General features: G+C 68.2%; 16 protein-coding genes and 1 pseudogene. 11 read left to right on the forward strand and 6 right to left on the reverse strand.

Going from position 1 to position 13,026, the window contains the following annotated elements; genetic code table 11:
* Positions 1-400 precede the first annotated feature (400 nt).
* Together ACFY6U_RS48245 and ACFY6U_RS48250 are read left to right on the forward strand one after the other, a co-directional pair.
* Entirely contained in the window at positions 401-934 is a 534-nt protein-coding gene (locus tag ACFY6U_RS48245; RefSeq protein ID WP_390048975.1) for a DoxX family protein, read from the forward strand.
* A gap of 410 nt (positions 935-1,344) precedes the next feature.
* Positions 1,345-1,866 (forward strand): hypothetical protein, encoded by a 522-nt coding sequence (locus ACFY6U_RS48250; RefSeq protein WP_390048930.1) that lies wholly within the window; start codon positions 1,345-1,347, stop codon positions 1,864-1,866.
* Positions 1,867-1,935: 69 nt separating this feature from the next.
* Here the strand turns inward: ACFY6U_RS48250 and ACFY6U_RS48255 are convergent, their stop codons facing one another.
* A complete protein-coding gene (locus ACFY6U_RS48255; protein ID WP_390048931.1) occupies positions 1,936-2,379 on the reverse strand; it encodes an SDR family NAD(P)-dependent oxidoreductase in 444 nt (147 codons plus the stop codon).
* Here ACFY6U_RS48255 and ACFY6U_RS48260 point away from each other — a divergent pair.
* Positions 2,378-3,160, forward strand: a complete 783-nt coding sequence (locus ACFY6U_RS48260; protein WP_390048933.1) for a helix-turn-helix transcriptional regulator — start codon at positions 2,378-2,380, stop codon at positions 3,158-3,160. The two genes, ACFY6U_RS48255 and ACFY6U_RS48260, sit on opposite strands and share 2 nt — an antisense overlap.
* A gap of 239 nt (positions 3,161-3,399) precedes the next feature.
* Entirely contained in the window at positions 3,400-3,957 is a 558-nt protein-coding gene (locus ACFY6U_RS48265; RefSeq protein ID WP_390048935.1) for a GNAT family N-acetyltransferase, read from the forward strand.
* Positions 3,958-4,014: 57 nt separating this feature from the next.
* Here ACFY6U_RS48265 and ACFY6U_RS48270 read toward each other — a convergent pair whose 3' ends face one another.
* Complete coding sequence (locus ACFY6U_RS48270) at positions 4,015-5,328, reverse strand: cytochrome P450 (RefSeq protein WP_390048937.1); 1,314 nt, start codon at positions 5,326-5,328, stop codon at positions 4,015-4,017.
* Positions 5,329-5,841: 513 nt separating this feature from the next.
* Here ACFY6U_RS48270 and ACFY6U_RS48275 point away from each other — a divergent pair.
* On the forward strand, positions 5,842-6,540 hold the full coding sequence (locus ACFY6U_RS48275; protein WP_390048939.1) for a VOC family protein: 699 nt from the start codon (positions 5,842-5,844) through the stop codon (positions 6,538-6,540).
* A 59-nt stretch (positions 6,541-6,599) separates the two neighbouring features.
* On the opposite strand, the pseudogene ACFY6U_RS48280 reads toward ACFY6U_RS48275, so the two are convergent.
* Positions 6,600-6,734 (reverse strand): annotated as a pseudogene (locus ACFY6U_RS48280) (IS982 family transposase); the annotation flags it as partial.
* Between the two features lie 174 nt (positions 6,735-6,908).
* On the opposite strand from ACFY6U_RS48280, the gene ACFY6U_RS48285 reads away from it, so the two are divergent.
* From ACFY6U_RS48285 to ACFY6U_RS48305, 5 genes are all read left to right on the forward strand, one after another.
* Complete coding sequence (locus tag ACFY6U_RS48285; protein WP_390048941.1) at positions 6,909-7,118, forward strand: hypothetical protein; 210 nt, start codon at positions 6,909-6,911, stop codon at positions 7,116-7,118.
* A 793-nt stretch (positions 7,119-7,911) separates the two neighbouring features.
* Complete coding sequence (locus ACFY6U_RS48290; protein WP_390048943.1) at positions 7,912-8,610, forward strand: hypothetical protein; 699 nt, start codon at positions 7,912-7,914, stop codon at positions 8,608-8,610.
* Positions 8,611-9,184: 574 nt separating this feature from the next.
* Entirely contained in the window at positions 9,185-10,114 is a 930-nt protein-coding gene (locus tag ACFY6U_RS48295) for a hypothetical protein (RefSeq protein ID WP_390048945.1), read from the forward strand.
* Between the two features lie 8 nt (positions 10,115-10,122).
* Positions 10,123-10,539 (forward strand): hypothetical protein, encoded by a 417-nt coding sequence (locus tag ACFY6U_RS48300; RefSeq protein ID WP_390048947.1) that lies wholly within the window; start codon positions 10,123-10,125, stop codon positions 10,537-10,539.
* Between the two features lie 89 nt (positions 10,540-10,628).
* A complete protein-coding gene (locus ACFY6U_RS48305; protein ID WP_390048977.1) occupies positions 10,629-10,955 on the forward strand; it encodes a hypothetical protein in 327 nt (108 codons plus the stop codon).
* Here the strand turns inward: ACFY6U_RS48305 and ACFY6U_RS48310 are convergent.
* From ACFY6U_RS48310 to ACFY6U_RS48320, 3 genes are all read right to left on the reverse strand, one after another.
* On the reverse strand, positions 10,888-11,328 hold the full coding sequence (locus tag ACFY6U_RS48310) for a transposase (RefSeq protein WP_390048949.1): 441 nt from the start codon (positions 11,326-11,328) through the stop codon (positions 10,888-10,890). The genes ACFY6U_RS48305 and ACFY6U_RS48310 overlap by 68 nt on opposite strands.
* A gap of 80 nt (positions 11,329-11,408) precedes the next feature.
* The gene (locus ACFY6U_RS48315; RefSeq protein ID WP_390048951.1) at positions 11,409-11,831 is read right to left on the reverse strand and encodes a PIN domain-containing protein; all 423 of its coding nucleotides are present in this window, start codon (positions 11,829-11,831) and stop codon (positions 11,409-11,411) included.
* On the reverse strand, positions 11,828-12,091 hold the full coding sequence (locus ACFY6U_RS48320; protein WP_390048953.1) for a CopG family transcriptional regulator: 264 nt from the start codon (positions 12,089-12,091) through the stop codon (positions 11,828-11,830). The genes ACFY6U_RS48315 and ACFY6U_RS48320 overlap by 4 nt, the downstream gene beginning before the upstream one ends.
* A gap of 258 nt (positions 12,092-12,349) precedes the next feature.
* Between ACFY6U_RS48320 and ACFY6U_RS48325 the strand changes: the two genes are divergently transcribed.
* A complete protein-coding gene (locus tag ACFY6U_RS48325) occupies positions 12,350-12,745 on the forward strand; it encodes a hypothetical protein (protein ID WP_390048955.1) in 396 nt (131 codons plus the stop codon).
* Positions 12,746-13,026: the final 281 nt, after the last annotated feature.

Raw genomic sequence — 13,026 nt, forward strand, 5'->3', positions numbered from 1 at the left:
AAGCGCCGGCTGGAGCGCCCCTTCAGAGGCGCTGGGTACCCCGGCCGACGGCTGGGGGAGAATCTGCGACCAGCCCCCACCAGCCCCGCGTCGGCCCGCATCTGTCTCCGATCGGCGTCATGCCCGCCGGGTGTGTGGCCATGGGCCCGTCGACCGGCCGGTTATCATCACTCGCAATAGCGCATATCCTGATAATTGCGTAGATATGTCGCAGGCGTGGCGCCATGCTGGAGGACGGGGGGAGGCCCGCTCCACGGCGGGCAGTCAGGTTGTCCCCGCTCGTGAAGGCGTTGCCATGCGTGCACTGCATTTCCACCCCCTCGGCCGAACCCACGCCCCGTCACTCACCCAGCTGCGCGCCTCCGTGCAGGCCGGCCGGCCCACCGATACGGCGGCCGGGATCACCTCGGGCCCGCAGGGTGGGACGCGTGCCGCCGGTGCGCTGACCGGGCTGTCCGCCGCGGAGGGCGGACTGCTGCTGATCAGGCTGACCTTCGGCCTGCTGCTGGCCGGCCACGGTGCGCAGAAGCTGTTCGGCATCTTCGGGGGGCCGGGCCTGGCGGCCACCGGCAGAGGCTTCGACGCCCTCGGCTACCACCCGGGCAAGGTCTTCGCCGTGATCGGCGGTCTCTCCGAACTCTGCGGCGGCCTCGGCCTGGCGGTCGGCCTGCTCACCCCGTTCGCGGCCGCGGCCGTCGTCGGCGTGATGATCAACGCCATGGCGACCGTGAGCGGCGCCCACGGCCTGTGGATCCAGAACGGCGGAGTCGAGTACAGCGTCTCCATCTGTGTCGTCGCCCTCGCCCTCACCGCCATCGGCCCTGGCCGGCTCTCCCTCGACCGGTTCTTCCCCTGGCGCTCGGGCGGCTGGCTCCCGGCCGCCGTCGCGCTCGGCCTGGGCGGCATCGGTGCCGCGATCGCGCTGAGCATCTGACACCCGGGTCCTGGGAATCCGGGCGGCGCGGCCGCTGCCGCCATCCGTGTGGAAGCCGCGCTGCCCGGAGTGGTCCTGCCGCCGCTCCGTGCGCGTGGCACGCCGAGCGGCGGAGTCCCCCCTCCTGCATTCCTCCTGCATTCCGGCTGAGCTCGGTTTCCCTGGGAGAGATGTGACCCGGTCCCGCATCCGTTCCTCGCTCGCGCCCCGCGGGGACTCGTCCGGCAAGTGATCCAGCGCGCGGGGCTTGTCGGCCGGCCTCGAGCAAGGGGCCGCCCAGAAGCAGGCATGTACATGGACAGCGTGCCCCTGGTCCGCCATGCTGTCCTGGCGCTTCGACGGGCCGGCGGCGCAGGCCGCATGGTGTGACGAGGGGGCGGGGACCGGTGGAGCAGTCGCAGGTTGCAGCTGTGCCCCAGGAACGCGTCCGCTACCGGTTGACGACCAGCCAGCGCCTGCTGCCCGTACTGCCCGGATTCACGGTCGCCCTGACCCCCCAGGTCCCGCTCTTGCTGGACAGGCAATCGTTTGATCCCGTAATCATCCCGGGCCTGGTCATATGGGGTGTCCTGTTGCCCCTGGTGCTGCTCGCCTCGCGCTCGTTCGGCGTCACTCTCACACCGTCGGAGGCCATCGCGCACAACCTTCGCCGCCGGACCATCCGGTGGTCGAACGTCCAGGCCGTCCAGATCGAGTCGCTCCTCGGTAGCCGGACCGTCGTGATCTACGAGGTGGGCGGTCGCCGAACCCGCCTGCGGGCGCCGACGACCGGGTTCCTCAGCTGGGACCGCAGCTTCGAGGAGAAGTTCCACACCATCGGCAGGTGGTGGCTGGACCACCGCGGCCCGGACTGGGTTCCCGTCCCGCCGCCAGGGGTGTGGTGGGGCGGCCCGCCGACGTCCCACGGGAACCCCTACGCCCCTCCCGCGTAGCCGGCAGTGAGTGAGCCTCTTCCAACCTCAGGGGAGGGGTATGGGCAGGTGGCGTCAGTGGGGCGGGCTTCAGGGCTCGTCCGTGAAGTCGGTCAGTCCCGCCATCTGCGCTTGCGATTCCACGTCGGCCAGGCGTTCCGAGAGGGCGGCGTGCAGGAAGCGGTAGGCGTCGCTGCCGAGCACGAGGCGTTCGGGGGCAGGTGACTGCTCGGCGCCGGCGATGATGCGGGCGGCCATCTTCGCGGGGTCGCCGAGCGACGGTCGGCTGCGGTCGCCCGCGCCGCGGGTCATCGCGGCCGGGGTGTTGTCGTAGGCGGCCATCGGGGTAGCGGTCTGCAGGCTGTCGTAGCGGAATTCGGTACGGGCGCCACCCGGTTCCACGATGGTGACCTCGATGCCGAACGGGGCGACCTCCTTGGCCACGGACTCCATGAACCCCTCGATGCCCCACTTGCTGGCGTGGTACAGCGACATCCGCCGCGTCCCCGGGTTGCGGCGGGAGGAAGTCGCCATGCTGGCCGGCATCAGCGCGGACTACTACCTGCGCCTGGAACAGGGACGGGACCGCACGCCCTCGACACAGGTGCTCGACGCGCTGGCCGACGCGCTCGGCCTGGACGAGGACGGCGCCGCACACCTTCGACGGCTCGCGCGCCCGAAGTCCCGGCGCCGCACCCGGCCCCGAACCGGAAAGGTGCCGGCCAGCATCCGGCAACTGGTCCAGACCCTCACCGTGCCGGCGTTCGTGCAGAACAAGTACATGGACGTGCTGGCCGCCAATCCGCCGGCCGTCGCGCTCTCCCCGCAGCTGGCGCCGGGCTCCAACCGGCTGCTCACGTTGTTCACCGATCCCGAATCCCGCCGCCTGCACCCGGACTGGGAAGAAGGCACCGCCGATGTCGTGGCCCAGCTCAGGGCCTTGATCGGCGGCGACACCGACGACCGCCGGCTCGCCGAGCTGGTGGGCGAGCTGTCCCTGAGCAGCGACCGGTTCCGCCGGCTGTGGGCTCGGCACGACATCCGTGGCCGGCGCAGCGCGACGACCCGGCTGAACCATCCACAGGTCGGCGAGTTGACCCTGCACCGCGACAAGCTCGCGGTGACCGGGACCGATGACCTGGTCATGGTCGTCTACCACGCCGAGCCCGGTACGCCTTCCGCCCACGCGCTGGCGCTGCTCGGCTCCATGACCACAACGGAGCACCACCGCACGGCTCCGCACAGCGCAGCCGGCAGCCCCCGTCCGACCGGGCCGGCACGCCGCGTCGAGAACGAGCACCGGCCGCATGACTGACGGCCCTGGGCCCGCGTCATCACATACGCCTCGGCCCGCGCCACCCCCACCGCGTCGGGGCGCGGCGGGCGAGCCCCGCCCAGAACACTTTCCAGCCGCGCCCCGGATACCGGGCCGATGCCGTGACGGACCCGTACAACCCGCGAAGCTGCCCTGGACCGGTCCCCCTGATCGGTCGATCGGTCTTCGGATGGCGTGCCTCTCGGCCTGGCGCGCACGCCAGCGTGATCCAATAGGGCATGGCATCGTCCTGGACCGGTGATCGGGTACGCCTGCGCGCTGTCGAGCCCGACGACTGGACGGCGTTCATGCGCTTCGCCGACGACGACGGGCGGCGAGGGAGCCGCCCGGATCTGCCGCGGTCCGCCGAGAGTTACCGTGCCTGGGCGAAGGAGCAGGCCGTTGCCAGGGGCGATGACGACCGCTTCCGGTTGGCGGTCGAAGCGACGGCGACGGGAGAGCTGGTCGGCTCAGTCGGCTCGCATCGCACGGGCCGTCGTTCAGGCTGGTTCGAGTGTGACGTCACGATCGGCGCCGACCACCGGCGCAACGGCTACGCGGCAGAAGCCTTAGGGCTGCTGCTGCGCTTCATGTTCGCCGAGCGGCGCTATCACAAATGCCTGGCAGCGGTCTTCGCCCACAACGAGGCCTCGCTGGCACTCTTCCGTCGGCTCGGCTTCACCGAGGAGGGGCGCCTGCGGGAGCACGTCTTCCTCGCCGGCCGGCACCACGACCTCGTCATGATGGGCATCCTCGCCGACGAGTTCGACCAGCGGCACACGACGAGCCGCCCATGAGCCGGCCGCCCATGAGCCGGCCGGCCAGGAGGCCTGGCCCCGGAAGCGTGACCGTCCTCAGCCGCGCGAGGAGGCGCGCAGCCGCAGGCCGACGGTTGCGAGACCTTCGAGGGTCGTGACCTGGTAGCTGGGTTCCGGTCCCGGCGGCTCGCTCAGGTGGTAGCGGCGGGCGGTCTGCGCTGTCAGGAGCGTCAGCATCGCCATGGCCAGAGCGGCTCCCTCGCAGCCATGGGGCCCGGTGCCGAAAGAGAGGAAGACCCCGGGTTTCGCCGACGAGCCCGAATCGTCGAGCCAGCGCTCGGGCCGGAACCGGTCCGGCTCGGAGAACTCCCGTGCGTCGCGGTGGGCGGTGTAAGGGCAGACGAGCACGGTGGATCCGGCGTCGATGGTGTAGTCGGCGAGCTGAGTCCGTCGTGGGGCGCGACGGGTCAGCAGCCAGCTCGGGGGGTACAGCCGGAGCACCTCACTCACCAGTGCCTGGGTGTATCGCAGGCCACCGACGTGGGCGCTGGTCGTCGCGGCCGGGTCCGCGGGCAGCGAGGCGGCTTCGGCCGCGACGCGGGCCGCCGCCTCGGGGTGCCGGGCCAGGTGGAGCAGGATCCATCCGGCCGCCCGGGAAGGGGTCTCGAAGGTGGCGACGGTGATCCCGGGGAGAGTGTCGAGGACGGCCTCTTCCGGCAGCAGGCCGTAGTGGGGGGAGGGCCGGAGCATCTGCCCCAGCATGTCGTCACCGAGCCGCCCCGATGAACGACGCCGGCGGACGATGGGCCGCAAGGCCTCGGTGAAGGCGACCTGCTGCCGTGTCCGGAACCGACGTGCCGGTGTGGGGATCCAGCGCGGCCACACCCACCGCGAGGGGCGTACGAGCACCTCGCGGGCCAGGAAAAGCTGTGAGGCGTGGGGCAGCAGGGTGGGAGCGTCTTCGGAGAAGACGTAGCTCATGCCGACCTCTGCCAGGACACGCCGGACCCGGGGCAGGATCTCGACGTCCTGGCCCGTGGGCAACTGGTCGGCGAACCGGGCGGTCAGGGGCGCGATCTCACCGATCCGGGCCGCAACCGCCTGCGCCCGCAGTCCGCGCATGCGCGCGGTGTGCGCGTACGCACGCTCCTCGGGCGTCGGTGCTCCGCTCGACCGCTTCAGCGGTGGGAAGAGAGGCGAGGGTGCCTTGGGGAAGTCCTGCGCGCGGCGCAGGACTGCTTCGCACGGCCCGGCCGCAGCGGCCACGTAGACGCCCGGCTCCAGCTGCCAGACGTCCCCGCACTCTTCAGCGCCACGCCGCGCCAACGCCAGCCGGTCGCGGCTCCAGGCCGCGAAGCTGCCTCCGGGCAACCTCGGCGGCTCACGCGGCGGCTCATTCGCTCGGCCCATGCGATCGTCCCCGGCTCTCGTACCTGTCCAGGCCGATGTCGTCGGCAGCGGGGCTGGGAACTGGCGGGTGCCCGGAGGCGCCCGCCAGCTGTGCGGTGGTCCTAGTCGCCGGCGTACGCATCCCACTCGTGGGAGCCGTACGCACCGTAGTGGCGGGTGAAGGACAGTTTGCCGAGCAGCTTGGCGATCATGGTGCACTCCTCTCACCTGTCTTCAGCACCAAAAGCCACACATGGAATATTGTCTCACATCGTGCATCTCGCACATAGACCACATTTCCCCCACCGGCCGCATGCGTTCACTCCGCGTCGGAGCCTCCGAGGTGGAAGTGCCGGACGACAGCGACGGGGGATTCGTCCAGGGCGGCGGCCGACGCTTCGGGGCACCAGTGCAGAAGGTCCCAGGACATGTGGGTCGGGAGCGGCTCCGGAGCGGTGCCAGGGACTGGACGAGTAGTTCCGAAGTACCCAATGGTCGGAGGGGGTTGTCGGACTTGCACGCTACGTTGAGCGCATGACCTACGTAGAGAGCAAGGCGGAGCGCATCAGGCCGCAGCAGTTCCACGAAACCGTGGGCGTGGAGGACTGGCGCGTCGTGGGCGAGGGGGCGTGTGCGTACTTCCGTACGGGGTCGTTCGCGGTCGGTGCCCAGTTTGTGCAGGCGATCAGTGAGATGCCAGGAGTTGGGGACGATCACCCGGACGTCGACGTCAGGCAGGAGGGCGTGATCGTTCGGCTGATCACGGTCACGGACGACTACTACGGGCTGACCGAACGGCACGTCGAGCTGGCCCGGCACATCTCGGCCGTGGGCCGCACGCTGGACATACCAGCTGACCCGTCCTCCGTGCAGACCGTCCAGGTCACCATCGATGCCCTCGCCGGCAACGACGTGGTGGCGTTCTGGCGTGCCCTGCTCGGCTACCAGGCCCGCGCGAACAGCAGCGAGGACTTGATCGACCCGCGCCGCCGCGGGGCACCGTTCTACTTCCAGCAGATGGACGCACCGCGCCCGCAGCGCAACCGGGTCCACGTTGACGTGTGGGTGCCGTACGACCAGGCCGAGGCCCGGATAGCCGCAGCACTTGCGGCTGGCGGACGTCTGGTGAACGACGCCGACGCGCCGTCGAACTGGGTGCTGGCCGACCCCGAGGGCAACGAGGCATGTGTCGGCGTGTCCGGCCCGCCCGGGCCGGACACCGACCGTCCGTGAATGTCCCTGCACCACGAGACCGCGTCACCGGTTGAGCACGAGACACCGTTCCGTGACGGTCAGTGATCGAACGCGCTCAGTGACCGTAGGACGGGGGCGCCGGTATTGTGGTTGTGCCAGATCGCGGCGGCCATCGCGAGGAGGCGCTGGGCGATCCGGACGGCGACGCCCTCGAATGTGCGTCCGCCGTGCCGAAGCGCTCTTCAAGCTCCTCGATGCGAGGCTGCAAGGTCTGCCGAAGTTCCGGTGACAATCCCAGTTCGGGTACTCCACCACCGAGGTGGGGGACACCGTGCACGGATTGGGCATGAACTCCTCTTCGTACTCGCCTTCCTGAGGGGGCGGGTATCGCCTGAAGCAGGCCGGTGGTGAGCACGTTCGCCTCGCTGCGCCAGTACAGCCTCGGCAGGGCGGCGCATGCCTGGTCGTGGGGGTGGATCAGCGGACACCAGACCAACTGGAGCACGTCCGTGCCTTCGGGGAAGGGCAGCTCGGGCACGTCGCGTGCGAAGAGCTGGACCACCGGGACCATGGGGACCGCCCCGGCAGGGTTCTTCTCGTCGGGCCAGGCCCAGTGATCTGATTCTTCGCAGAAGGGCCAGGGGGCGTCGGTGGGCCAGAGCATGGGGCCGCCGAGGGAGCTCTCCCGGACTCCGGGGACGCCGCTCTTCGGCAACAGCAGCGTCGTCCGCCGGCCGAGAACCGCGAGCTCGGGTATCAGGTCGCCCAGGTCGTACGGCGGACCAGCAAAGCTCTGCGCCACGGACAGGGCCTCCTCGGATCAACAACGCGAGCTTGAGGGCAACTTACCTGCGTCGCTCGAGCCGGCCACCAAACGGACACCTGCTCCGAAGCCTCTACTGCCCTGGTCCTTGTCGGGGATCTCGGTGACCTGCGTTGCCGTGCGACCACCAGGAAACCGACATACCTCGTGCGGTGGATCGTCGACGGCCGGCCGTTCAGCGAGGGATCGGATCATGCAGGGCCTTGCGAGAGGGGGAGGGCGCCACGGACTGGTACCAGAACATGACCGACGGACGGAAGCGCCGGACTGCCTGCGAGAGGCCCGGAGCTTCGACCCGGGGCTCTTGAAGGGGGCTCATCGGGGTATTCGCTGCCTGGTGGGAATCACGTCCTGGCTGGTGGCCCGGAAGGCCCAGGTCTCGAACCCTGCTGAGTACGGTGGGAGTTAGGGAAGAACAGGAGCCCGACCCGGGGGCCTGATCATAGGATCCATGCATGCCGAGAGGGGTTGCAAGTTCGACAGGGGCACAAGGTGGGGCGCGCCCGGTTCGCTTGGGGCCCTTGGACGGCAGGTGGGAGCGGCCTGCGGCCGGAGTGGCCGGGAGTCTGTTCGCCGGAGCCGGAGTGGTGGCGGTCTTCATCTCGAAGAATCAGGCAGGCAGCGCCACCTTGGTCGTGATCGGCGCCCTGTTTCTGCTGATGGCTGTCAGTGGCCGCACCATCGAAAGCGTGCGAATCGGCGACTGGGAGTTCACGATGTCGGAATTGCGCAGGCAGGCGGCCGAACAAGCCCATTCCGGGCTGACCGATCAGGCCCAGGCCATGTTGGACGTCCTCAAGAAACTCGACCCGGCGGCAGACCGGGACCCAGCGGTTCACGCTGTGGAGATCACTGTCTTCGAGAACCGGGTCATCGACGCTGTCGAGGCCGCACGCTCCGAAAGTGAGCAGGTGGAACGCCACCCCAACAGCGGGCTGGGCGAGCCACTCGCCGTCCTCGTGGCGCAGCCCGATGGCGTCAGAATCGGCGTCTTCGCCGCGTACGCCCTGGACGACTCCGGCCACATTTCGGCGACATCTTCGGACAGCTTCGTACGACGGGCGCGAGAGGTGGACTGCGCCGCCTTCCTTTTCGTCAATGGCACACTCCACCAGGAGGACCTTGCTCGCCTGGTCGAGGGTATTCAGCGGGACGGTGGCCAGCCCGTGGGTATCGAGAACTGGGCGTCCATCGCGCAATCCGCACCCCTCCGCCCCGCCATTGACCGTCTGCTCGCCCGGGTCCGCGGTCCGCAGGACGACAGGGTGACGATCCCCGGACAGTGATCGAGGGACGGTCGGGCAGCACAGTCACCACCTAGCGAGGGCAGCGCAGGGAGCCACGGAGCCGACCGCAGTGGATACGGGGTTTGCTCGTCCTGCGGAACCCTTCTGGCCTGCCGCGAAGCTTCTCAAGATCAACACGTCATTACAACGTGATCATTGGCAAGCGGCTGCTTCCGACCGCATCCGCCTGCACAAACAACAAGACCCCGCACCCAGCAAACGCGCTGTGGCGGGGTCTTTAGGCACCTCATACAAGGTGCCCCCGGCAGGATTCGAACCTGCGCACACGGCTCCGGGGAGCATGTGCATGGCATGCTTGATTATGTCTCTGACCTGCACGGGAGTCGCGGGGCTGCGTGATCTCGTCCCGCTCACACGTCCCTCACGCGCACGCATAGGAGAGGCGGGAGGCGCCTCCGGCTGCTGAGCCCCGACAAGAGGCGACGACGTGAGAGGCTGCAACACCCCGTGGATGTTGCAGCCCCTGCACTCAGTTCGAACGGGTGGGGCACTGGCGAATCGTGCTGTCCCACCTATGTGTGCAGTTCAGGGCTCTGACCGGACAGTCGGACACGTGGGGCGCCCGGTCAAAGAGAGCCGTTCGTCGATGGCGACGCCCGGCCTGTACGCCAAGTGGGTGTCCGGTGGCGAGTGGCCGAAGTGCCGATGCTCAACAGATAAGATGCTGGACTCGAAGTCGGGCGAAGTCGCCTGTACGGCAGGGGAGTTAAGGGCGGGGGACGTGGAAGCGGCTCGGGTTCTCTTTGGGTTGGCGGCGGCGGTGTTGGTTCCTTGGGGGCTCGGGTGGCAGCGCTCGCGGCCCTGGCGCATGGTCCTTGTCACCGCGATCTACGGTGGGTACGTCATCGGGCCCTATCGGGGTCAGGGACAGGCGTGGCTGGCGCTGGTCGCAGCGGCCTTACTCGCTGCCTCAGTGGTGTTTCTGTACAACTCTTCTGGCATACCTTCAGCTGGGTTCACGATCACCATCCCAAGCGTCTTCGGTTCGGTACCGACGCCCACACGTATCGGTGTGGCGATGCTCGGGGCTTCGTCGGTCGTGGCCGTGTGGGTCGCCGGCGCGACGACAACCACGGTGAGTGAAAAGCTGCTCCTGAGCGACAGAGCAACTATCGTGCTGTCAGGCGGTCTCATTGCTGTGTTCGCGGGTGGCCCCCTCGCTATGGCCGCAACGTCCACTGTGCGTCGTCAAGTCAAGGCTCTTCCGAGCGCCGATCCGCAACGGCGACTCGCCGAAGAGTTCATGACGGGCAGCAGAAGCATCGGCCTTCTGGAGCGAGCTCTACTGTTTGCGTTTCTGGCCGCTGGCCAGCCTGACGCAGCAGCGCTTGCGTTGACGGCCAAGTCTCTCGCACGCGGCCCCGCCAGTGACCATGGCAAGTACGCGTCGGAGTACTTCCTACTCGGTACGCTGGCGAGCGTCATTGCATCGGTGGCCATGGGTATGGCTGCTCGCGCGGCGATCGGGCTGTCCGTCCTGTAGGAGGCGCGTTGGAGCTGAGCCAACATCCCCTCATTGAGAAGCTGCGCTCGCTCCAGTTGCCTCTCTCTGACTTCGTTGTTGCTGGCAGTGGTCCACTGCTCGCCCACGGCCTCCGCTACGACGTCGGGGATCTCGACGTCGTAGCACGGGGAACTGCCTGGAAGCTGGTGCTGGATCTTGACGACCCCGTGCTGGCTCCGTCGGGGCACGGGCAAATGGTTCTGCTGTTTGACGGCGCTATTGAGGTCTTCGACCGGTGGCTTCCAGATGGTAAGAGCCCGGATGAATTGATCGCAGATGCGGAGATTATAGAGGGAATTCCGTTCTGTTCCCTTCGGGACGTTCTTGATTGGAAAATGCGATCCGATCGGCGCAAGGATCGTTCGGATATCGAACTGATTAAAGATCATCTGCGGAAGCGGTGAGCCTTTTTCAACCCCAGGGCTATTGACGCGGCTCGCTCCTGGTTGAGCCGGGCGGGACTGTGGGGGGCAAGATGACCTCCGTGCCCACCATGGTTGTGGAGATCCACGTGCCGTTGCTGCCGACGCCCGGCCTGCCGGACGGCTCCTACACGTTTCCCTGGATCGAAGAGGTCGAGGACTTCGTGTCCGATCTCGAAGACCAAGGTGACGTGGAAGTCTTCGATGAGGGAGAGGAGGACGGGGACGTCTACGTCTTCTTCATCACCGGAGCTGGTGAAGGGGATCTTCTGGCGGTGGCGTCCCGCGTGGCCACCCTTCCTGGCATCCCTGCGGGAACCGTCGCGGTCGTCAGTAACGACGAGGCCGAGGAGTTCGGTCTGGGATCACGGGTGGCACTTCCGCTGCCTGCACTCTGAAGACCGGTGCGGAGCCTGCGCCCCCTGCCCCGGGCAGTTCGGGTCGCACGGCAGCCCACGTGCGTGAAGAAGTGAAGCTCCTGGTAGACGAGTTGTCGGCCTGCGACAGATAGGCCGCTGCCCGGCGCAGGACCTCGTTCTCCCGCTCCAGCAGCTTGATCCGCCGCCGAGCTTCCCGCAGCTCCGCGCTGTCCTGGCTGGTCACTCCGGGCCCGGTCCCGTCATCGATGTCCGCCCGGCGTATCCATTTCCACAACGTCATCGGGTGGACTCCGAAGTCGGTGGCCACCTGCTCCACCGTGACACCCGGGCCGGGGTTCCGCGCGACCCGCACGACGTCCTGGCGGAACTCTTCGGGATAAGGCTTGGGCACAGCGACATCCTTTCCACCCGCCCCACAGGGCAAGCCAGTTCAGATGTCACCCGATCGTGCGGAAGACCCGGCCGTTTGGGTCAGACCTTGATGACGGTGGCACGTCCACCGCACAGTGTGCTGAGATCCTCCGGGTCCGACGTAAGCACGGTGACGGGGGCGTGGGCGGCGAGGGCGGTGGCGCTGAGCACGGCGTCGATGGCGTACTTGTGGCCGTGCAGGCCGGCGTCGGCGAGGAGGGCGGCGGCGTGGCGGGCGATGGGCTCGGTGACCGGTTCGATGACGAGGCGGGACAGGGTCCATTCCAGGGCTGGGCGATTGATCCGTGGGTGGATCACTTCCACGAGGGTGGCTGCGGAAGTGGTCACCCGTAGGTCGTCGGCGCGGGCGAGGGCGAGCCAGCCGGTGACCGTGCGGTCGCGCAGGACGGCCTTGGCCAGCCCTTCGCTGTCGAGGACCAGGGTGCCGCCGGGGGCGGCGGGGGCGGCGGGGGAGGGGGTCACGCGGCGTTCGCCCCGCCTTGGGTCTGCTGCTCTCGGGCTTGGTGGAGTTGGTCGCGCAGAGCCTGAACCTCTTCGTCGGTGATGGGACCGAGTTCGGCCTCCGCCACCGTGATGAGCTCGTTGAGGTTGTCCCGCTCGATCTGGCGGGCGACGGCTGCGGCGACGTAAGCGGACAGCCCCGAGGGGCCGCTGCGGGCCTTGGCGGCTTCGGCGATATCGCGCGGCATGGTGATCGAGTACTTGCCGGTAGGCTCACTCATGCTACCTATCCTACTGTGCATCCTCCTCTGGTCGGATGGGGCTGGCAGAGACAGTCGCCGCGGCTCTGGTCCGACGCACGCTTGAATTTGGGCTCGGGCGTACGACGGGACTCCAGGTGTCCACGATCAAGGGGAAGCTTCACTCCGCACCCACTCCCCTCACAACCTTCTGATCCGTAGCTCTACAGAGATCGGTCGGAGGCGGTCATACAGGTTGTGCATCGGTCCCATGGGGTCGCTGCGGGGTGGGGCCGGTGGTTGTGGTTGCTGTATCCGGCTGCTGTAGAGCAGGATCCTGGTGCGGGTGGCGGCGTGGAGCGGGAATTACTCGAACGGCTGCTGGTTGGCGACGACGATGCGTCCGTGGCTGCTCTGGCTGCGCTGCGCTGTGGTGGTTTCCACGTGGTCTGGGAGGGGACTACGGCTGCTGAGCCACTCGCCTTGATCTATGGGCGTCGGCTGCGGCACACGCGTCGCCGGGGCATCGAGACGAAGAACCTGGCGCGCGCCGTGGAGTTACTCGGCCGGCATCAGCAGCCGGTTCGCGTGGGGCAGATCGCGGCTGCGGATGGCTCTTGGACGTTCATGCTGTTTCTGACTGAGTACGACGGCAGGCTGATCGCGTGCACCGGTGTTCGGCGGACCCACGTCTGAACCTCAGCCGGGGAAAGTCAGCCACGACGGTGGGTGCGCCGACCGATCAGGTGCGCGTATGTCTCGCTGCGACCCACCGGGCTCAGCCACGCTTCTGACGGCGTCGACCAGAGCAAGCCGCTATGGCCGGCACGTGACGACGGGGGCTGGGGGAAGAGAACATGTAGACACCAACACCAAGGGCACTAGGGTCCGTCTTCAAAGATCGCTAGATGGTGGATCATGGTGGCGTGGTACGTCGTCATGAACTCACTGAGCAGGAGTGGGAGTTACTCGCTCCA

Origin of the sequence: Streptomyces sp. NPDC013157 (assembly GCF_042899865.1) — a bacterium.
Classification (GTDB): domain Bacteria; phylum Actinomycetota; class Actinomycetes; order Streptomycetales; family Streptomycetaceae; genus Streptomyces.